Origin of the sequence: Sorangium sp. So ce836 (assembly GCF_028553905.1) — a bacterium.
GTDB classification, from domain to species: Bacteria; Myxococcota_A; Polyangia; order Polyangiales; family Polyangiaceae; genus Sorangium; species Sorangium cellulosum_D.
In genome coordinates, this window is record NZ_CP102233.1 from 13753361 (window position 1) to 13772068 (window position 18708).

18 protein-coding genes are annotated in these 18708 nt (G+C 73.6%); 11 read left to right on the forward strand and 7 right to left on the reverse strand.

The window, feature by feature from the left end; all coding sequences use genetic code 11:
• Nucleotides 1–2: 2 nt before the first annotated feature.
• The gene (locus tag NQZ70_RS50210) at nt 3–1016 is read right to left on the reverse strand and encodes a hypothetical protein (protein ID WP_129580565.1); all 1014 of its coding nucleotides are present in this window, start codon (nt 1014–1016) and stop codon (nt 3–5) included.
• Here NQZ70_RS50210 and NQZ70_RS50215 point away from each other — a divergent pair.
• On the forward strand, nt 1015–1251 hold the full coding sequence (locus tag NQZ70_RS50215; RefSeq protein WP_129580566.1) for a hypothetical protein: 237 nt from the start codon (nt 1015–1017) through the stop codon (nt 1249–1251). The two genes, NQZ70_RS50210 and NQZ70_RS50215, sit on opposite strands and share 2 nt — an antisense overlap.
• Nucleotides 1252–1579: 328 nt before the next feature.
• Here NQZ70_RS50215 and NQZ70_RS50220 read toward each other — a convergent pair whose 3' ends face one another.
• Nucleotides 1580–2167: an RNA polymerase sigma factor gene (locus NQZ70_RS50220; RefSeq protein WP_020741791.1), complete on the reverse strand. Its 588-nt coding sequence runs from the start codon at nt 2165–2167 to the stop codon at nt 1580–1582.
• 380 nt (nt 2168–2547) lie between these two features.
• Here NQZ70_RS50220 and NQZ70_RS50225 point away from each other — a divergent pair, with 380 nt between their 5' ends.
• The gene (locus NQZ70_RS50225) at nt 2548–3876 is read left to right on the forward strand and encodes a S41 family peptidase (RefSeq protein WP_237244784.1); all 1329 of its coding nucleotides are present in this window, start codon (nt 2548–2550) and stop codon (nt 3874–3876) included.
• An 88-nt stretch (nt 3877–3964) separates the two neighbouring features.
• Here NQZ70_RS50225 and NQZ70_RS50230 read toward each other — a convergent pair whose 3' ends face one another.
• The 4 genes from NQZ70_RS50230 to NQZ70_RS50245 all read right to left on the reverse strand — a co-directional run bounded on the left by NQZ70_RS50230 (nt 3965) and on the right by NQZ70_RS50245 (nt 9149).
• On the reverse strand, nt 3965–5212 hold the full coding sequence (locus NQZ70_RS50230) for an FAD-binding protein (protein ID WP_272827286.1): 1248 nt from the start codon (nt 5210–5212) through the stop codon (nt 3965–3967).
• Nucleotides 5191–6975 (reverse strand): glycerol-3-phosphate dehydrogenase/oxidase, encoded by a 1785-nt coding sequence (locus NQZ70_RS50235; RefSeq protein WP_129580567.1) that lies wholly within the window; start codon nt 6973–6975, stop codon nt 5191–5193. The genes NQZ70_RS50230 and NQZ70_RS50235 overlap by 22 nt, the downstream gene beginning before the upstream one ends.
• Nucleotides 6976–7059: 84 nt before the next feature.
• Nucleotides 7060–7803 carry a glycosyltransferase gene (locus NQZ70_RS50240; protein WP_129580568.1) on the reverse strand — a complete coding sequence of 248 codons (744 nt, stop codon included), beginning with the start codon at nt 7801–7803 and terminating at the stop codon, nt 7060–7062.
• The gene (locus NQZ70_RS50245) at nt 7800–9149 is read right to left on the reverse strand and encodes an NAD(P)/FAD-dependent oxidoreductase (protein ID WP_237244787.1); all 1350 of its coding nucleotides are present in this window, start codon (nt 9147–9149) and stop codon (nt 7800–7802) included. Before NQZ70_RS50245 ends, NQZ70_RS50240 begins: the two co-directional genes overlap by 4 nt.
• Nucleotides 9150–9394: 245 nt before the next feature.
• Here NQZ70_RS50245 and NQZ70_RS50250 point away from each other — a divergent pair, with 245 nt between their 5' ends.
• The 5 genes from NQZ70_RS50250 to NQZ70_RS50270 all read left to right on the forward strand — a co-directional run bounded on the left by NQZ70_RS50250 (nt 9395) and on the right by NQZ70_RS50270 (nt 14874).
• Nucleotides 9395–11377: an aconitase family protein gene (locus tag NQZ70_RS50250; protein ID WP_129580570.1), complete on the forward strand. Its 1983-nt coding sequence runs from the start codon at nt 9395–9397 to the stop codon at nt 11375–11377.
• 134 nt (nt 11378–11511) lie between these two features.
• Nucleotides 11512–11742 carry a TIGR04563 family protein gene (locus NQZ70_RS50255; protein ID WP_012241296.1) on the forward strand — a complete coding sequence of 77 codons (231 nt, stop codon included), beginning with the start codon at nt 11512–11514 and terminating at the stop codon, nt 11740–11742.
• A gap of 42 nt (nt 11743–11784) precedes the next feature.
• Nucleotides 11785–12942: an alpha/beta fold hydrolase gene (locus tag NQZ70_RS50260; RefSeq protein WP_129580571.1), complete on the forward strand. Its 1158-nt coding sequence runs from the start codon at nt 11785–11787 to the stop codon at nt 12940–12942.
• Nucleotides 12939–14255: a hypothetical protein gene (locus NQZ70_RS50265; RefSeq protein WP_237244788.1), complete on the forward strand. Its 1317-nt coding sequence runs from the start codon at nt 12939–12941 to the stop codon at nt 14253–14255. Before NQZ70_RS50260 ends, NQZ70_RS50265 begins: the two co-directional genes overlap by 4 nt.
• A 169-nt stretch (nt 14256–14424) precedes the next feature.
• Entirely contained in the window at nt 14425–14874 is a 450-nt protein-coding gene (locus tag NQZ70_RS50270) for a YbjN domain-containing protein (protein WP_129580572.1), read from the forward strand.
• A 42-nt stretch (nt 14875–14916) separates the two neighbouring features.
• Here NQZ70_RS50270 and NQZ70_RS50275 read toward each other — a convergent pair whose 3' ends face one another.
• A complete protein-coding gene (locus NQZ70_RS50275) occupies nt 14917–16212 on the reverse strand; it encodes an SUMF1/EgtB/PvdO family nonheme iron enzyme (RefSeq protein WP_129580573.1) in 1296 nt (431 codons plus the stop codon).
• An 86-nt stretch (nt 16213–16298) separates the two neighbouring features.
• On the opposite strand from NQZ70_RS50275, the gene NQZ70_RS50280 reads away from it, so the two are divergent.
• The 4 genes from NQZ70_RS50280 to NQZ70_RS50295 all read left to right on the forward strand — a co-directional run bounded on the left by NQZ70_RS50280 (nt 16299) and on the right by NQZ70_RS50295 (nt 18708).
• Complete coding sequence (locus tag NQZ70_RS50280) at nt 16299–16562, forward strand: hypothetical protein (protein WP_237244789.1); 264 nt, start codon at nt 16299–16301, stop codon at nt 16560–16562.
• 7 nt (nt 16563–16569) lie between these two features.
• Entirely contained in the window at nt 16570–17535 is a 966-nt protein-coding gene (locus NQZ70_RS50285) for an A24 family peptidase (protein ID WP_129580575.1), read from the forward strand.
• Complete coding sequence (locus NQZ70_RS50290) at nt 17532–17885, forward strand: YXWGXW repeat-containing protein (RefSeq protein ID WP_129582053.1); 354 nt, start codon at nt 17532–17534, stop codon at nt 17883–17885. Before NQZ70_RS50285 ends, NQZ70_RS50290 begins: the two co-directional genes overlap by 4 nt.
• A 127-nt stretch (nt 17886–18012) precedes the next feature.
• Entirely contained in the window at nt 18013–18708 is a 696-nt protein-coding gene (locus NQZ70_RS50295; RefSeq protein WP_129580576.1) for a hypothetical protein, read from the forward strand.

The window sequence follows — 18708 nt, forward strand, 5'->3', positions numbered from 1 at the left end:
CGCTAGGGCCGGATCGTGGCGCTCACCGAGAACGACGGCTTGGAGAACGGGCCCACGTTCGCGGCCTTGAGCGCCGCCTGCACGCAGCTCGACTGGCCGTTCGAAGCCGCCCAGCCGCTGACGTTGACCTTGCTCACCTGGCCGGTCGACGAGAACGTGATCTGCGCGCGCGACACGTCGTCCGCGCCCGCGACGCACGCCTTCGCGTTGCCCATGACCGAGCCGAGCGCGGCCTGGACCGAGCCCTGCGACGGCTGCTCGGGGATGTTCTGCTGCCGCAGCGGGCCCGAGGCCGGCACCGGCGCCTCCGACACGACCGACGGCTGCTTCTCCCCGTCGTCGCCCACGGCGGCCTGCATGGCGGAAGGCAGATCCCCCGGCTTGCCCGCCGGCGTCGGCGCCGCCGCCACCTTTCCCTGCTCCGGCTTCGGCGCCGCGGCGGGCGCAGGCGCCTCGGGCGCCGCCGCTGGCGCCGCCGCGCCGCCGCCGACCGGCGCGGCGGCCGTCTTGGGCGCCGCGGCCACCTTCTCCGCCGTCGCCGTTTCGACGGGCTGCGGCTCGGGCTCCGCGCTCTCCGCCGGCGCGGCGGCGACCGGGGCAGCGGGCGCTGCCGGCTTCTCCTCGCGCGGCGCGGCGGGCGCCACGTCGGTGGTCGGCGCTGCCGCGGTGGCGGTCGCCGTCTCCTGCTGCGAAGGCGCCCTCGTCTTCACCACGACGGCCACCGCCGCGGCCAAGCCCAGGGCCGCGAGCGCCGCGCCGGCGACCATCCCGCCGGACCGCTTCTTCGCAGCAGGCTGGGCGACGGGCGCGGACGGGGCGCGCGGCCTCCTCGCGGACACCGCCGCGACCGCGTCCTGCCTCTCGCTCTCGAGCGTATCGGCCGTGCCGAGCTGCGCTCTCTCGGCGGCCTCCACGTGCTCCGGGGGAACCGACGCGCTGAGCCGGTTGAGATCGATGACGCCGGAGTCCTCGGTCACCCCCTCGGCCGACCGCAACGCAGGCGACGACGCGCGCATGACGCCGGAGATCGACCCCCGCCCCGGCGGCGAGGACACGCGCCCGGGCGGCATCGAGCCGCGTCCCGAGGTCGGCAGCGGCGTCGACAACGAGCCGCGTCCGGACGGCACCGGCGTGGACAGCGGACCGCGCGCGGACGGCACCGGCGTCGAGAGCGCCGGGCTGCTCCCTGTCGCGCCGCTCGCGCGACCCGGCGCCTGGCTGGCGCGCTCGGCGATCTCCTTCAGCGATTGACGTTTCTTCTCCGGGGGCCGCGAGGCGCTGCCGCCCGACAGGCTCGCATCAGACTTCGAGGCCCTGCCTGCTTCCGATCCGTCCGCCATGGTACTGCGTTCTCCTGCGGTGCGTGCTTCTCGCGAAATGTCCCCGGCCTGCTCCTCGCCTGGCTCCGCGGCGAGATCCGGGGCTGCGAGGAGGTCGGCCACCGCCGCCGCATCCTCCGATCGCCGGGATAGAGCGACCTCGACGATGCGAGCTGCCCGCGTCTCCCACGCCGCCTCGTCGACGGTGGGGGCGGGCCAATCGTTGAGCATCTGGTCGAGGTCGAGCTTGCTGGTGACGTTCATTCGGCGTCCCCTCCGAAACCACGCTCCGCGAGGTATACGCGGAGCTTGCGGCGCGCCTCGTGGACGCGCCAGGCGACTGTTCCTTCCGGACACCCCAGGATCCTGGACGCGTCCTCGTGGGGCACGCCGTCGATGCACACGAGGATGAGCGTCGTCCGCAGCGTGTCGGAGAGCGTATCGATGCCGTCGCAGAGCGCGGCCGCGAGCTCGCGCCGCTGGGTCGTCGCGGCCGGATCGACGCCGTGGCTCGGGCGCGTCTCGAGCAGCAGCGCCTCGATCCGCGGATCGTCCGTGGGGGTCGAGTTCCTGGTCGGCTTGCGGGCCCGGATCATGTTGAGCGAGAGGTTCACGGCGATCCGGTAGAGCCAGGTGAAGGGCTCGCTCCGCCCGTCGAACCGATCGAGCGCCTGATAGGCTCGGACGAAGGTCTCCTGGGTCACGTCCTCTGCCTCCGCGCCCGAGCGGACGAGGTGGAACGCCAGCCGGAAGATGCGCTTCTGATATCGACGGACCAGCACCCCGAACGCCTGGGCATCTCCGCCCCGGGCTTGATCGACGAGCTCACGATCGGTGGTCTTGGCCATCCTAGCCGCCTCGCGGTGCGAATTGTCTCCCGCGCACGGACGACAGCGCAGCCGCGGACAGCTCTTCGCGACGGCCGCTGACCGTCTCGGCGAGAGAAGCCCCTCGCGGCGAGCCCAGCACCGCGGAGGCGGAGCAGGGCGATGAGGAGGCAAGTTCCACGTTCAGGCGCGCGAAGATAGCCGAACACTCCTCCTAGGACAAACCATGCGCCCTGGACCTTGGGCGTCGCGGCGCGACTTCGACCGGCCGGGCGGTACGCCCGCGCTGGCGCGCCCGAGCCGGCGGCGGCGCCGGGCGGGCGACGGTCCCGGCGCGGCCGACGGCCGGGGCGCGGCCGCGCGCTGGCCGCGCTCGCCCGCGCCGCTGCTATGGTCGGCGGATGCGACGCTTTTCGAGCTGGATGCGCACCCTGGGGCTCATCGCTGCGGCCTTCGCAGGGGGGGCGGCGACTTCCCACCTCGCGGGTGCGAGCACACAGGCGCAGAGCCCCTACGCGCCGCTCGAGCAGCTCGCGCGCGTGCTCGTGCTCGTCGAGAACAACTACGTCGAGCCGGCGCAGCGCAACAAGATCATCGACGGCGCCATCAAGGGCATGGTCGCGGAGCTCGACCCGCACTCCGCGTACATGAACGCCTCCGAGTTCGCCCAGTTCCAGGAAGAGACCGGGGGGACGTTCGGCGGCGTCGGCATCGAGGTCGACACGAAGGACGACCAGATCACCGTGATCGCTCCGATCGAGGGCTCGCCGGCGGCGCGGGCGGGCATCCGCTCCGGCGACCAGATCATCGCGATCGACGGCCGCCCCGTGCGCGGCGAGCGCCTCGACAAGCTGGTGAAGATCATGCGCGGGCCCCCCGGCTCGCGGGTGAAGCTCACGATCCGCCGGCAGGGCGCGGCCGAGCCGCTCACGTTCGACCTCGCGCGGGAGCAGATCCACGTCACGAGCATCGCCGCGAGGCGCCTCGATCGCGACGTCGCGTACGTTCGCGTGAAGCAGTTCCAGGACGGCACCCACGAGGAGATGCTCCGCGCCGCGGCGAGGCTGCGCGCCGGATCGAAGGCGCCGCTGGCCGGGGTGATCCTCGACCTGCGCAACAACCCCGGCGGCCTCGTGCACGAGGCGGAGGCCCTCGCCGACGAGTTCCTCTCGTCGGGGACGATCTACTCGACGCGCCAGCGCAACCAGGTCGTCGACGAGGCGAAGGCGCACGACGGCGGCGCGTTCGCCTCGCTGCCCGTGGTCGCGCTCGTGAACGAGTACTCCGCGAGCGCCGCCGAGCTCGTCGCGGGCGCCCTGCAGGACAGCGGCCGCGCCACGGTCGTCGGCGCGACGACCTTCGGCAAGGGGTCGGTGCAGACCATCTACGAGCTCCCAGGCGGCGCCGGGGTGAGGCTCACGACGATGCGCTACTACACGCCGAAGGGGCGCTCGATCCAGGCGCAGGGCATCCGGCCGGACATCGTCATCGAGAGCGCGCAGCAGCCGCTGCCGGCCGCCATCCTCCGCGAGCAGGACCTCGAGGGGCACCTCCCCGCCGAGGGATCGATCGGCGGCGGCTCGCCGAGGGCCGTGCTCGTCGAGAAGCGCGCGGAGGCCGCGGCGCGCGGCCCCGAGGGCGACGTGCCCGCCGATCCCACCCGCGGGAGCGATTTCACGCTCGCGGTCGGCTACCAGCAGCTGCTGCGCGCGATCCCGGCGCGTCGCTAGCGCCCGAGGGCACGCGCGGAGCGACCGGCGCCGACGGCCGCGCGCGTCCGCGTCGGCCCCCGGCGCCGGCGTCGGTCCTCGGCCGGCGTCAGGCCTCGGCGCCGGCGCGGAGCCCGGTCGTCACCGCGTCGAGCACGGTGCGCGCCCTCCCGGCGACGGTCGCCCCGGCCGCCAGGATCCCGGGGGCGGCGCGGACGCCCTCGCACCGCACGCCCACCGACTCCAGCGCGCCCGGCCGCTCGCCGCGCGGCCAGGCGACGACGTCGAGCTCCGGGCCCTGCATCGAGCTCACCACGCCGAACGCGCCGCGCGCGTCGCCCAGCGTGACGGGCGCGTCGATCGAGAGCGCGAACGGCGCGCCGCCGCGCGCCGGGAGGTCGGGACCGGCGCCGCGCTCGGGCGGGGCATACGCGATGCCCCCGCCGGCGAGGCCGCCGATCGCCAGGATCACCGCGTCCGCGGCGAGCGGCACGTCCTCGCCCTCCACGTGGACCGCGACGCCCTCGCCCGGTCCGCCCGGCCCCCCGGGGTCGCCGCCCACCGCGCGCACGCGGCCGTGGCGCCGCGCCGCCCCGATCGCGGCGAGCAGCGCGTCGCGCGCCGCCTCGAAGCGGAGCCCCGCCGGCGAGCCGGCGCCGATGACCGCCTCGCCCACGGGGACGCCGAGGCGCGCCGCGAGCGCCTCGGCCCGCGGCGCGCGCGCGCCGAGCCAGGGGCCGAGCAGGATCGCCCCCGCGCCGCCCGCGCCCTCGAGCGCCTGCCGGAGCCGATCGAGCAGCCAGGAGAGCCGCGCCGGATCGTCGTGCCGGGCCGCGAGGTCGCCGTCGGCGATCTGCCGCTCGTCGTCGAAGCGCAGCACCGGCGCGTCGACCGGCAGGAAGCGGAGCCCCCGCGCCCGGGCGAACGGCTCGTCCGTGAGCGCCTCCGCGAGCGCGTCGGCGTCCCAGGCGGCGCGCGCGGCGCGCGGGATGAGGACGCGCGTGCGGCGGAGCGACCCGAGATCGAGCAGCGCGCGATCCCTGCCGCGCGCCGGGCGGATCCGGCCGGCGACGGTCGCGAGGCGCACGCCGGACGCCTGCGGCACGTCCCATAGGCCGAGCTCCGCCGCGAACTGCCTCGCCGCCGGCGCGAGATCGCCCGCGGGCAGATCGCTGCCGAGCAGCCGCGCGGCGCGCTCGACCTGCTCCCACGGGACGTCGTCGACCGCGCCGCCCGCGAGCGCCGTCTCCCCGACGCCCGCGGAGATCACGGTGACCTGCGCCCCGCGCCGCCGCGCGCTCCACGCGGCGGCGAGCCCGGCGACGCCGGCGCCGATCACGAGGATCGATCGCGCCACGCCCTCTCCTCCGGCTCCCGCGCGGGGCGCGGCGGCCGGCGATCGCTGTCCTCGCACGCCACCGCGGTCGCCTCGTCGCCCGCGGGCGCGCCGAGCTCCGACCGCACGCTGGCGATCGCGAGCGCCTCCTGCCGGGCCTGCTCCGGGCCGAGCGCGACGGCGCGCGTCATCGCCTGCCTCGAGAGGAACTCCACGGCCTGCCGCATCCCGTCGCGCGGCGGGAGCGAGAGCTCCTGCGCCACGATCTGCCCGCACCGCGCCGCGCAGCGCATGCCCCCGCACGCGCCGAGGCCGAGGCGTGTGCGGCGCGCGACGTCGGCCACGCTCCGGGCGAGCTCGTGCCGGAGCACGTAGCGCACCTCGGCCTCGATGACGGGCTCGCAGGGGCACACCGTCGCCGCCTCGCGCGGCCGCTCGCGCACGCGCTCCTCGATCCGGAGCGCGCGTGAGCCGTGGCGGTAGACGAGCCGCCGGGCGGCCACCGCGTCGATCTCCAGCCGCCGCGAGAGCGCGAGCGCGTCGACGGCGCGGTCGCCGCCGGGCAACGCGGTCGTGTGCGTCACGCAGCGGGCGCCGAGATCGAAGCGCCGCGCGAGGACGTCGGTCATCTCCTGGGCGAAGAGCCGGAAGCTGGCCAGCTTCCCCCCGATCATCGAGTAGAGGCCCGGCGCGCCGTGCGCCGCGTGGTCGACGATCTGGTGCTCGCGCGAGAGCGCGTCCTCGGTCGGCCCGAACGCGTAGAGCGTGGGCCGCACGCCCGCGTACGTGCCGATCGCGCGCGCCTCGTGGATCTGCGGGAACACGCGGGCGATGCCCTGGACCAGGTACCTCACCTCCTCGCTCGTCGCGCGGACCTGATCGAGGTCGCCGTAGAAGTCGTCGTCGGTCGTGCCGATGACGCTCATGTTCTGCCAGGGCTCGAGGAAGATCTGACGGCCGTCGATCGTCCTCGCCATGATCGCGTAGTTGGTGAGGCGCCGGTCGAACACGACGTGCACGCCCTTGCCGGGCCGCACCCGCGAGCTCGCGGCGGGGAGGCCCGCGAGCGACGCGGTGATCGGCGACCACGCGCCGGTCGCGTTCACGACCGCGCTCGTGCGGAGCCGCCCGCCCTCGCCGGTCACGCGGTCCCGGTAGCGCACGGCGACGATCTCGCCGGTGTCCTCGCGGCGCTCGATCCGCTCGACCGTGTGCCCGACGTACACCTTGGCCCCGCGCTCGATCGCGTCGACGGCGTTGGCGATGCAGAGCCGCGCGCCGTCGATCCCCCACTCGTCGAAGCTGAAGCCGCCCACGAGATCGCCGTGCAGCCCCGGCTCGAGCCGCCGGAGCTCGTCGGGCGAGAGGCGCGCGTGCGGCTTGCCGCGCTTGAGCGGCTGGTACTTGTCGTACGCCTCGAAGAAGCCGTCGGCGAGCGTGTAGAGGATGCGCCCGTGCCTCGCGTTCTCGAACGGGACGAGGAAGGGGATCCGGAACAAGAGGTGCGGCGCGATCGCCTGGATGTGCCCCGAGTCGCGGCACGAGTTCTCGGTCACGTGCGGATCGCTGGTCAGGTACCGGAGCCCGCCGTGGATCATGCCGCTGGAGTTCCCGCTCGCGCCGAACGCGAGATCGTTGCGCTCGAAGAGGGCGACCTTCAGGCCCCGCTGCGACGCATCACGCGCGACCCCCACGCCGTTCACACCGCCGCCGATGACCACGACGTCCACGTCGGTGTCGGCGCGGCGGGCCGGCCTTGCGGCGCTCGAGGGGAGGATCGTCACCTGCGGCGTATAGCATGCCAGAACTTTTCCACGAGCGGGCCCAGCCTCGCGCGCGGCGCTGCAGATGCTGGCCGAGGCCGGCCGTCAGCCGCGGACCCGGATCGCCCAGGTCAGCTTCGCGAGGTTGCGGAGCACGTTCGGGACGCGGCGCGTGAGGTTGATCGAGGGGCGCCGTTTCTCCAGCACGCGGACGGGGATCTCCTCGATCCGCAGGCCCGCCCGGTAGGCGCGGATGACGAGCTCGCTGGCGAAGACGTCCTTGTCCACGACGCACTCGCGCACGATCCCGAGGAGCGGCTCGCGCAGGAACGCCTTGAGCCCGTGCGTGTCCGTCCCGCGGAAGCCGAGCGTGGCGCGGAGGAGCCCGTTGTACATCTGGCTCGCCGCGTGCCGCGCCCACGGGCGGTCGTCGCGCGCCCCCTGGATGAGCTTCGAGCCGATCACCATGTCGACGCCGCCCGCCCGCAGCATCGCGATCGCGCGGCGCTGGAAGTCCACGTCGCACAGGTCGATCTCGTCGCAGAGGACGAAGCGCCCGCGCGCCCGCTCGATGCCCGCGCGGAGCGCGGCGCCGTAGTTCGGCTCGCCGATCGAGAAGTGCCGCACTTCCGCGTACTTGCGCTCGAGCTCGCCGGCGATGGCGAGCGTCCCGTCGCGCGAGCCGTTCTCGGCGAGCACGAGCTCCCAGCGCCATCCGAACGGCAGCAGGCGCTCGCGCAGGTCCACGACGGCGGCGTGGAGGATCGCCTCCTCGTTGTACACGGGGATGACGATGGAGATCTCCGGCGCTTCGCCCGCGTCCTCGCGGCCGGGGTCGGCGGCGCTCACGGCGCACCTCCGAGGAGGGCCTGCGCGCGGAGCGCCGCGTCGCGCCCGAAGTGGAGCGCGTCCTCCATCGAGGAGTAGTTCCAGCCGCCGTAACGCCCGCACGAGAGGATGCGCTGGCCCTCGAGGAACGGCCGCACGGCCTCCAGCGACCCGAAGTAGCTGTGATCGAACACGACGTACGCGTAGTCGATGCGGCGCAGCCGGGCGAAGCGGATGGCGCTCGGGGCGGGGATGAGGCCCATCTCGACGAGGCCCTCCGCGACGCGGGGGAGCAGCGCCGCGAGATCGGGCTCGGCGCGATCGGCGAGCTCGACGTAGAGGCCGGCCTTGCCCGGCGGGGCCATGGCCGGGGAGAAGTTCGAGTAGCAGCCCACGCGGTAGAACGGGTACTTCGCCTCCGGAACGTAGACCCAGTGCAGCGGCTGCCCGCACGGGGTGTCGAGCGCCACGTCGAGGTAGTGGAGGTGCGTGCAGCGCAGCCGGGAGGCCGCCTCGGCGACGGATCGAGGCGCGTCCGCGAGGAGCCTCATGAGGGCGGGCAGCGGCGCGGACGAGACGAGCACGTCGTACCGGACGATCTCGTCGTCGAACACGAGCTCGCGCGCGCGCCAGTCGATCGCCGCGGGCGCGCGGCCGAGCTCGATCGCCGGGGTGCCCGCGTCCCGCGGCCGCTGCTCGGCGAGCGCCCGCGCGAGCCCGTGCGTCAGCTGGCCGATGCCGAGCCGCGGGTAGAGGAACTTCGCGTTGTATCCGAGCTCGCGGTCGTTCAGCCCGACCGCCCCGGCGAGCACGTCCTCGAGCTTCGGCAGCGGGACGAAGCGGGAGCACCAGTCGGCGGTGATCTCGCTCGGGTGCACCCCCCAGAGGCGGCTGTTGTAGGGGATCATGAAGTGGCGGCTGATCCCCTCGCCGAAATGCGCCAGGCAGAACTCCTCGAAATTCCTGGGCTCGGGCCGGTCCCCGGCGAAGTGCGCGTCGATGAAGCCGCGGAGGCACTCGTAGGCGACGGCGGGCGGTAGGCCGAAGGTGTTCGCCTGGAACGGATAGCGGGTGTATGTGCCGTTCGACCAGATCATCGAGCGCCGCTCGATCTCGAGGGGGTCGGGGCCCAGCCAGCCGAGCGCGAGCTCCCGGGTCGCCGGGTCGCGCAGGTGGAGGAGATGCCCTGTCCGATCGAAGCGGAAGCCGCCGTCCTCGAGCGTAATCGCGTGGCCGCCCGGGCGCGGCAGGCGCTCGAACAACCGGTGCGGCACGCCCGCTCGCCCGAGGTGGTACGCGGCCGCCATGCCCGTCAGGCCGGCGCCGAGGATCGCGACGGGAACGCTGGAGATCGTGGGTCGGGTCATCGCTCGCGGCCCGGCCGCGGCCGCGGCCGCGAAGACACCACCTCCCCGGTGCGCGGTCAAGGCGCGGTGCCCGGCCGGCGACGCTCGCCCATGCTGGATTTCCTGCCCTCGGCGTGAGGCGGCCCGAGCTCCGCGCGCGCCGGCGAAGACCGCCGTTGGCGCCTCCGCCCAGAGCGACTAGGTGTGTCTAGGTCCCGTCGCGCGCGCCGAGCGCTCTGGGGCGTCCGAGGTATCCGAGGTCAAAGATGCCCATCCCCCGCCGGAAATCGGTCCAAGTCACCGGGAGGATCCTCTACCTGACCGAGGACCCGGAGCTGCTGAAGCAGCAGCTGGCGGGCGGCGAGCTTCGCTTCGATCCCGCGCAGCACACGCTGATCGACAACATCTCGACCGACGAGCTCACGCCGGGCTGGGTCTGTTACTACTACGACGAGACGCTCGCCCGGTACTGCCTGGTCGGGCTGCGCGGTGGGCACATCGAGCGCGACGCCATCAAGAGCGGCGGCTTCGGCGTCATCGTCAGCGGGCGCTCGAAGGGGTGCGGCAGCTCGCGCGAGACGGCGCCGTACTCGGAGCGCGAGGCCGGGATCCAGATCGTCGTCGCGCGCAGCATCGAGAAGATCTACGGCCAGAACTGCCAGAACACCGGGCTGCTCACGACGACCGACTTCTCGCTCCTCGATCGGCTCGCGCGGGGCGACGAGATCCCGATCGGCGAGTTCACCCGCGGGCTCGATCCGATCAGCGCCGACGTCGTCGAGTACGGCGGCCTCTTCGCCTACAACAAGGCGCGGATGGCCGGCGAGGTCTCGTCGCCCACGCTCGACACGCCGCCGCGGCCCATGACCCTGTGCGAGAAGATCATCGCGGCGCACGCGATCGTGGACGCGAGGGCGGGCAAGATCGGGGTCCCGGCGGTGAAGCCGGGCGACGCGCTCTTCGTCCGCATCGACGTGCGCTTCTCGCACGAGTACGTCACGCCGATGGCCGAGTCGCTCTTCCGGGCGGGCTTCGGGCCGGACGCGGTCGTGACCGAGCCGGAGAGCGTCTTCGCCTTCCGCGATCACCTCACGTTCCTCGATCGCGTGATGCCGGAGGCGCACCTCAAGCTCGGCCTGCGGGAGCAGGCAGCCTCGCTCGCGACGGTGCAGCAGGCCTTCGCCGAGCGGCACGGGATCAAGCTGTACGGCGAGGTCGAGCGCGACGGCAGGACCGTGGGCTCCGAGGCCATCTGTCACAACAAGGTGATCGAGGAGCTCGCGCTGCCGGGGCAGATCGTGGCCGGCACCGACTCGCACACGTGCATGGCGGGGGCGCTCGGGTGCTTCGCGTTCGGCGTCGGCTCGACCGACATGGCGAACGCGTGGCTCACGCGCGACGTCCGCGTCGCGGTGCCGCAGTCGGTGCGCTTCAACCTGACCGGGCGGCTCGGTCCGGGGGTCACCGCCAAGGACGTGATGCTGTTCCTGCTCTCGCAGCCGTTCTGGAAGACCGGCCAGGGCATCGGCAAGGTGCTCGAGTTCGCGGGCGACGGCGTCCGCGCGATGGGGCTCGACGAGCGGGCGACGCTCACGAACATGGCGGTCGAGGCGGGCGGCTTCACCGGCATCATCGAGGCCGACGAGGAGATCGTGCGCTACCTCGTCGAGCAGCGCGGGCTCGCCGCGGAGGCCGTGCGCGCGCGCGTCGTGCGCGCGGACGCCGGCGCGGAGTACGTGGCGACGTTCGACATCGATCTCGCGGCGATCGAGCCGATGATCGCGACGCCCGGCGATCCGCGGAACGGCGTGCCGCTGCGGTCGCTCCGGGAGGTCGCGGGCGGCGACGTGAAGATCGACATCGCGTACGGCGGCTCGTGCACGGGCGGCAAGAAGGCCGACATGGACATGTACGCGTCGGTGCTGCGCCGTGCGGTGGAGCAGGGCAAGCGCGTCGCCGACGGCGTGCACCTCTACATCCAGTTCGGCTCCCAGGACATCCGCCGCTACGCCGAGGCGAAGGGCTACCTCGAAATCTTCGAGAAGGCGGGCGCTGAGCTCGTCGACCCCTCCTGTGGGGCGTGCATCAAGGCCGGACCCGGTGTATCCGACCGCAAGGATCAGGTCACGGTCTCGGCCATCAACCGGAATTTCCCGGGCCGAAGCGGACCCGGCCAGGTCTACCTGGCCAGTCCCCTGATCGTCGCGGCCAGCGCGATCGCGGGGAAAATCGCTTTCCCGGAGTCATGACGCAGAGCGCCTATCGCGGAGATACACACATAGTGGCCGCAATCGGCATCATGGAAAAACGAATGCTTTCCACGGAAGTGCGCCGTACGCTAAGGTGCTCTTCTGTGGCGGATCGGGAGGAGCCCCAAGAGCGTATGACCGACAAGGACACGCTGGCGAAAAACAACGAAGCCTCGAAGACGGACAAGCGGAAGCAGAGCCTCTACTTTCCGGAGTCGATGCTGCAGGAAATCAAGGAGGAAGCGGCGCGGCTCGATCGCTCGCTTTCTTGGGTCGTGCAGCGCGCGTGGAAGCTGGCGCGGATAGACATCAAAAAGCTTCCGAGTGTCAACGACGTGGCTGACGACGAGGACAGCGGCGACTAACATCGCCGCGAGCCTCGCGTAAGCCGCGTCGCTCGGGGATCGATGGGTCGAGAGCTCTTCGCCGCCGGGAAGGACGGCACGCGGATCTATGTCCGCTACCGGGAAGGTCCCGGCGGCATCGGAAGCTTGGCCAGCGGGGTCGGGGCGGGCTCGGAACGCCTCACCGCGGTGCTCTGTGACGGCATCGCGTGCGACGGCTTCATCTGGAAGTACCTGTGGGACGACCTGGCCCGTACGGTCAACGTCGCCCACTGGAACTATCGCGGCCACGGGCGGAGCAGCCTGCCGGTCGATCCGAAGGCGGTCGAGCTCCGCGACCACGCGAGCGATCTCGCCGCGGTGCGCGCGGCGATCGGCGACGGCCCCGTGGTGCTCTTCGGGCACTCGATGGGCTGTCAGGTCATCCTGGAGCACCTGCGGACCCACCGCGAGGGGGTGCGCGGGCTCGTGCTGATCTGCGGCTCGTCCGGCAGGATCACGCATCATTTCAAGGGCACGGACGTGCTCGCGCAGCTCCTGCCGCGGCTGATCGAGCAGGTCGACGCGTACCCGCACATCGCGCGGGCGATCTGGAGCCGCGTACCCGCGCCGATGGCGCTGCGGATCGCGCTGCTCGCCCGCGAGGTCGACGCGAGCGCGGTCACCCCGGCGGATCTGCTGCCGTACATGCGGCACATGGTCGACATCGATTTCTCGATGTTCCTCCACATGCTGCGCAGCGCCGGCGAGCACTCGACGCTCGATCTGCTCCCGCAGATCGATCTGCCCGCGCTCGTGATCGCCGGCGACCGCGACACGTTCACGCCGCCGCGCCTCGCCGAGGAGATGGCGGCGGCGCTGCCGCGCGGCGAGCTGATGATGGTCAGCGGCGGCACGCACGTCGTCCCGCTGGAGCGCAAGAAGATGGTCATCGAGCGCGTGGAGCAGTTCCTGATCGAGCGCGTCCTCGGTGGAGCCCCGGTCGGGAAAGGCGCGAGCGTCGGGCCCTCGCAGGCGCCGGACAGCAGCGGCGCGAGCGTCGGGCCCTCGCAGGCGCCGGACAGCGGGGAGCTGTCGCAACGGCCGGCGGAGGGTGGGTCGGCGCAGCCTCCGGCCATGGATGGGTCGGCGCAGCCTCCGGCCATGGATGGGTCGGCGCAGCCTCCGGCCGAGGAAGGGCCCTCGCCAGGGGACCCACGCGGGCTCTCGAACGATCGATGAGCCGCCGTGCGCCAGACGCACCCGCGCCCGGACCGGCGCGCGAACGGCTGCGACCGCGCGGCGGCGCGGCGGCGCGGCGCCTGCTCGTCGCCGCAGCGCTGATCGCGGCCTCGTGCGCGCGGTCGTCGTCCGAGCCGAGCGGCGGGTCCGCCGGCGCGATCGCGGCGCTGGCGGAGAACGAGGTCGCGCTTGCGCCCGGCGGGGCCCCGGTGCGCTCATCGGGCGAGCCGCCCGCGTCCCCGGCGCCGCGCGCTGGAGCCGCAGGGGACGCGCAGGTCGCGAGCGCCGCAGGGGACGCGCAGGTCGCGAGCGCCGCAGGGGACGCGCAGGTCGCGAGCGCCGCAGGGGACGCGCAGGTCGCGAGCGCCGCAGGGGACGCGCAGGTCGCGAGCGCCGCAGGGGACGCGCAGGTCGCGAGCGCCGCAGGGGACGCGCAGGTCGCGCGCGCGCTCCAGCGCTCTCCGCTGCGCGCGCTTCGGCTCACGGGCAAACCGACCGACGGTCGGTTCGAGGCGATCCTGGCCTTCGGCGCGGGCGCAGAAGGAGCGGGGCCCCGCGAGGTGAAGGTGAAGCTCGCGCCGGCGCAGAAGAAGGCCCCGCTCGCGTTCCGGCATCCGGTCGCGTTCTACCGGCTGGCGAGGGCGCTCGGCGCGCGCGTCGTGCCCGCCGCGACGGCTCGCCGGATCGGCATCGGCGAGCTCGCGGCGCTCATCGGTCGCGAGCCGAACGGGCGCAAGCTGCTGCGCCGCTTCGCGGTCATGAACGACGGGACGGTCGACGCGCTGGTCCTCGCGCCCGCGCCCGGTCCGCCCGGCCCGCGCTGGGTGTCGTCCCGCCGGCGGTCGGTCCGGTTCGACGACGCGCCCGAGCTCGACGTGTGGGCGCGCTGGGCGCGCTCGCGCTCGCCGGCGCGCGGCGAGCGCGCCTCCATCCTCCGCGATTACCTGGAGGTGCTCGCGCTCGACTACCTGGCCGGCAACGGGCTCCGGAAGGAGATCGTCATCGACGTGAGCGCGGGGGCCCTCAGCCTCGAGGCCAACGCCAGCGCGTTCCCGCTGCACGTGAAGTCGCACGAGCTGGATCGGCAGCTCGATCGCCTGGTGGAAGCGGCGCGGTTCCCGCGGGCGCTCCGCGACGCGCTCGCGCGCTTCGGCCCCGAGCAGGCCGCCGCGGCGCTGCGCCCCGGCGGGATCGAGGACGAACTGGTGCCTCCGCGCGCCCTCGTCGAGCTCGAAGAGCGGCGGCAGGCGCTGCTCAGCCTGATCGAGGCGAAGATCGCCGGCAGGGGAGAGGACGCCGTCCTCAGCCTCTAGCGCGGATACCCTGCCGGAGCGCGGCCGCCGCGGCGCGCGGCGGCCCGAGGCGCGCCGCTCCGCGGAGCCTCGCTCCTCCGCGCGGCGGCGCCCCGCCTCGGCCCAGTGCGAGCGCCTCGCCGCGCGCGCATCTTGATCTCCGGCGGCAGCGGGGCGATCACGGTGAACCGTGATCGACGTGGCGACCCTGCAGCGCTGGACGGAAGACATCGGCTACAGCGCCGAGCTGACGAAGCCGTCGACCCTGCGCATCTGCCCGCGCGAGGAAGGGGTCGTCGATCTCCCGCCGTTCTTCGTCCAGTGCACCGAGAACTGGGTCGTGCTCTCGATGTTCGGCGTGCTCGATTCCATCGACATGCAGGGCCGCGACGAGGCCGGCGCGAGGCTGACCCCCCTGGCCGAGGAAACGGGCCAGATGCTCGGCCTGCTCCGTCACCTGCTCGAGGCCAACCGCGACATGCGCATCGCCAAGTTCGCCCTCGGCGATCGCAACGAGATCCTGCTGTGCGCCGAGCTGCCCACCGAGTCGCTCGACCGCTCCGAGTTCGTCGACGCGGTCGAGCGCATCATCGAGTACGCCACCGCGTACCGGCACGCGCTGCTCGGCACCGACACCTGAGCGGCCGGGGAGGGGTCGGCGCCCTGCCAGCGCCCGGCGCGATCACCTCTGCGTGATCACCACGCGGTTGTCGTCCCGGTAGGTGACGTTCCCCGATTCGCCCCGGCAATCCCAGCAGGTCGCCCACGTGAGCCGCCGCCGCACGTAACCGTTGAAGCCGAGCGCGATCGGCCCCCGATCGCCCTTCAGCAGCAGTGACGACGCGATCCGGTAGCGGTCTCCGGGGAGCTTCAGGAACGCGACGATGAACGAGTCATCGTCGGACTTCCCCGTCACCACGAGCACCTCCTCGCCCGGCACCGGGTTCCAGAGCAGCGGCGAGGTGGTGAGCGTCGTGTTCGGGGGCGGGCTCGCCTCGGGCTGGAGCGCCGGCGTGCCGCTCGGCGAGAGCCGCGTCCGGCCCCGGCTGAGCACGACCTTCACGTCGTCGGGCTCCTTGAAGAACGTGACCTCCCCGCCGAGATCGCGGAGCTGCGGCACCGACGCGAGCAGCTCCGCGACCTGCTGCGGCCCGATCTCCGCGCGCCGGTACGTCTGCTGCCACTGCGGAGACGAAATCGACGCCGCGTTCGGCGCGCCGTGGCAGCACCGGAAGCCGATGTCGTCGCCCGACGCGCCCGGATCGACCGCCGCGCGGCGCGCGCACCGGTGATCCACGCTGCTCGCGCTCGCCGTCGCCCCGCGCACGGCCGCGGCCTTGGGCTGGAGGTTCTCGATCGGCGCGACGTCGCTCGCGGTCCACTCGCGCAGCGCGGCCCCCATGCCGAGCACGCCGAACCCGGACGCGCACGACGCCGGCGCCTTGGCGCACGCCGGATCCCACGCGGCCCCGCCCGCGTAGGGCGTCCCCTCGGGGCCCTTGCACGCGCGCTCCCACTCGAGCTCGGTGCACAGCCGGCCGCCGGCCTGCTCGCAGAGCTCCGAGGCGCGCGCCCGCGTCACGCCGGTGAGCGGCGGCTGCGCCGGATCGTTCGGGTACAGGTACCGATCGATGGTGAAGCCGCCCAGCTCGACGTCGAGCAACGCCGGCTCCAGCGCGGGATCGCGCCCCTTGTCCCCGGGCGTGCTGCCCGCGACGAGCTTCCCGGCGGGGATCTCGACGCGCGCGGGCCCCGCCGGCACCGCGCCGGCCTGCGGCCTCGCGCTCGCGGCGGGCGACTCGTTCTCGGCCGCCTCGAGCACCTTCCCGGACGGCGCGGGCGCCGCCGGCGCGCCGCCGTCCGCGCGCTTCTCCCCGGCCTGCGGCTGCGGCTGCTCCGCGCGGTCGCAGCCCGCCCCTCCCGCGATGGCGGCGGCGACCAACAGGATCAGGGCAGCGGCGGGCGTCCTCGTCGGCACGGTTCCTCGAAAGCGCTCCGCCTTATGTCGCAGGACCCCTCGCCCGTCAAAGTGCCCGCGCTATGCTGGCCGGGATGGGGCAGGGCGTGAGCGACGCACCGGATCCGATGGCCTCGCAGATGGCGCAGCTCCTCGCCGGCAGCGACCTCGACGAGCTGCGCGAGATCGTGAGGCGGTGGGTCGCCGAGGCGCCGACCGAGGGCGTGCGCCGCCACTACCAGGAGCTCGGCGGGCGCCTCGTCGATCTCAAGGCGGCGCTCTCCGAGAACCCCGTGCAGCCCACGGTCGCGGAGCTCGAGCAGGCGCTCACGATGATGCTCCGGCTCGCCGCCTCGAGCCCGAGGACATGAGCCGAAGGTGACGCTCGCCGACTTCCCCCCGTGGTTCCTGCGCGCCTTCGCGCTCTGCTTCGGCCTCCTCTGGGGGAGCTTCCTCAACGTCGTCATCCACCGCGTCCCGCGCGAGCTCAGCGTCGTCCGCCCCGGCTCGCGCTGCCCCGCGTGCGGCACGCCGATCCGCGCCTACGACAACATCCCCGTCCTCAGCTACCTCCTGCTGCGCGGCCGCGCCCGCTGCTGCGGCGCCCCCGTGTCGCCGCGCTACCCCCTCGTCGAGGCGGTCGGCGGCGTCCTGTCGCTCGCCATCGTCGAGCTCATCATCCTCCGGCTCCCCTGGTCGACGCCGATCCTCCACGCGCTCGCCACGTACACCGCCGATCTCGCGCTCGCGCTCGGGCTCGTCGCTGCGACGTTCATCGACCTCGAGCACATGTACATCCCCGACGGGATCACGATCGGCGGCGCGGTGCTCGGCGTCGCCACCGCGTCGCTGCGCTCGATGGGCTTCACCGACGCGCTCCTCGGCGCCGCGGTCGGCTTCGCCGTCGTCTGGCTCCCGTTCGTCGTGATCTACCCTCGGCTCCGCGGCGGCCGCGTGGGCATGGGCCTCGGCGACGCGAAGCTCCTCATGCTGGCGGGCGCCTGGTTCGGCTGGGGGGGCGCGCTGTTCGTGCTCGGCGCCGGCGCCGTCCAGGGCTCGATCGTGGCGATCGCCCTGCTGCTCCTGCGCGGGAGCATCGAGGAGCCCGAGGCGGTGCGCCTCGAGCGCGAGCAGATCCGCGCCGAGCTCTCGGCGATGTCCCCCGAGGAGCGCGCCGCCGCCGAGAAGGAGCTCGCGCAGGATCCGCTCGCGGAGGAGCCCGGCGAGGGGTTCGGCCAGGCCCGCATCGCCTTCGGCCCGTTCCTCGCGCTCGCGACGCTGGAGTGCCTGCTCGTCGGGCGCGACATCCTCGAAGCGTACTTCTCATGGATCGACGCTGGATGAAGGCCCTGCTCCGCCGCGCGCGCGCGCTCGCGCTGCCCCTCGCGCTCGCGGGCTGCGGCAGCTCGCTCCCGCTGCCTCCGACCGGCCCCCACCTGCCGAGCGAGCCCGCCGTGGTCGTGCCCTACCCGCCGCCGCCGGCGCGCGTCGAGATCATCTCGCCGCCCGAGAAGCCGGGCCTCGTCTGGATCGACGGCGAGTGGCAGTGGCGGAGCCGCCGCTGGGCGTGGCAGCCGGGACGATGGGAGGCCGTCCCTCCGGGCGGGTATTTCGCTCCCACCGCCACCGTGCGCCGCTCCGACGGATCCCTGGTGTGGTTCGCCGGGGTATGGCACGTGCCCGGCAAGAAGTGATCGACGCCGCGTCCGCGCGATGGAAAGTCACCCCGTGCCGAGCTGCTCGACGCCCGTGCTCGCCTGAGCGGCGCCGGCGAGCGGGCGCGGCGCGCCGTCACCTGCACGGATCGATGAGCCCAGCCCCATGATGCTTGCCTGGTCGTTCGCAGCGCGCACACCCGACGAAATCGCCCGCCTCCTCCGTGCTCTCGGCAAGCACCGCTACATGCGCGAGGTCGATCACCGGCTCCACTGGTCCGTCGATCACGCCCTCGCCGAGCTGCCGGAGTTCGCGCCGCACGCCGCCGCCTTCGAGGCGCGCCTCAAGAAGGAGCGGGGGCTCGAGCTCGGCTCGCGCGATCCGTCGCTGTGGCGCGAGGCGAAGACCGAGGAGGTGATCGCGGCGCTCACGGCCTTCTGGACCCCCGACGCGGCGGCGCCGCGCTACCGGGATCGCCTGCTCGAGGCGCTCGCGCGGACGGGCCTCCCCGAGGCCGCGCACGCCCCGTTCGAGTCGGCCCCGGACGATCCTCCGCACCCGGAGCTCGTGCTGCTCGACTGGGAGCTGTACCCCGTGGACGAGCTCGACGCGGACCGGCACGCCGGGGCGCTGGCCGCCATGGAGGAGGCCGAGGAGGAGGTGAACGCGTCGGCGCCGATCTACAACGAAGGCCCCGTCCTCGCGGCGCCGGAGCTCTGCGAGGGGGCGCCGAACGGGGTGCTCGAGGACGACTTTCTCGTGTGGTCGGACGGCCCCTACAGCTACTCGGATTACGTGTTCCGCGGGGTGGCGAAGGCGGCCAAGCTCGTGGATCCGCCCACGGGCTACCGCGATCTATAA

Coding starts and splice junctions, on each gene's coding strand:
- NQZ70_RS50215 (WP_129580566.1), top strand. CDS start 1,015: ATGACGCCGGAGATCGACCCCCGCCCCGGCGGCGAGGACACGCGCCCG.
- NQZ70_RS50210 (WP_129580565.1), bottom strand. CDS start 1,016: ATGCGCGCGTCGTCGCCTGCGTTGCGGTCGGCCGAGGGGGTGACCGAG.
- NQZ70_RS50220 (WP_020741791.1), bottom strand. CDS start 2,167: ATGGCCAAGACCACCGATCGTGAGCTCGTCGATCAAGCCCGGGGCGGA.
- NQZ70_RS50225 (WP_237244784.1), top strand. CDS start 2,548: ATGCGACGCTTTTCGAGCTGGATGCGCACCCTGGGGCTCATCGCTGCG.
- NQZ70_RS50245 (WP_237244787.1), bottom strand. CDS start 9,149: ATGACCCGACCCACGATCTCCAGCGTTCCCGTCGCGATCCTCGGCGCC.
- NQZ70_RS50250 (WP_129580570.1), top strand. CDS start 9,395: ATGCCCATCCCCCGCCGGAAATCGGTCCAAGTCACCGGGAGGATCCTC.
- NQZ70_RS50255 (WP_012241296.1), top strand. CDS start 11,512: ATGACCGACAAGGACACGCTGGCGAAAAACAACGAAGCCTCGAAGACG.
- NQZ70_RS50260 (WP_129580571.1), top strand. CDS start 11,785: ATGGGTCGAGAGCTCTTCGCCGCCGGGAAGGACGGCACGCGGATCTAT.
- NQZ70_RS50265 (WP_237244788.1), top strand. CDS start 12,939: ATGAGCCGCCGTGCGCCAGACGCACCCGCGCCCGGACCGGCGCGCGAA.
- NQZ70_RS50290 (WP_129582053.1), top strand. CDS start 17,532: ATGAAGGCCCTGCTCCGCCGCGCGCGCGCGCTCGCGCTGCCCCTCGCG.
- NQZ70_RS50295 (WP_129580576.1), top strand. CDS start 18,013: ATGATGCTTGCCTGGTCGTTCGCAGCGCGCACACCCGACGAAATCGCC.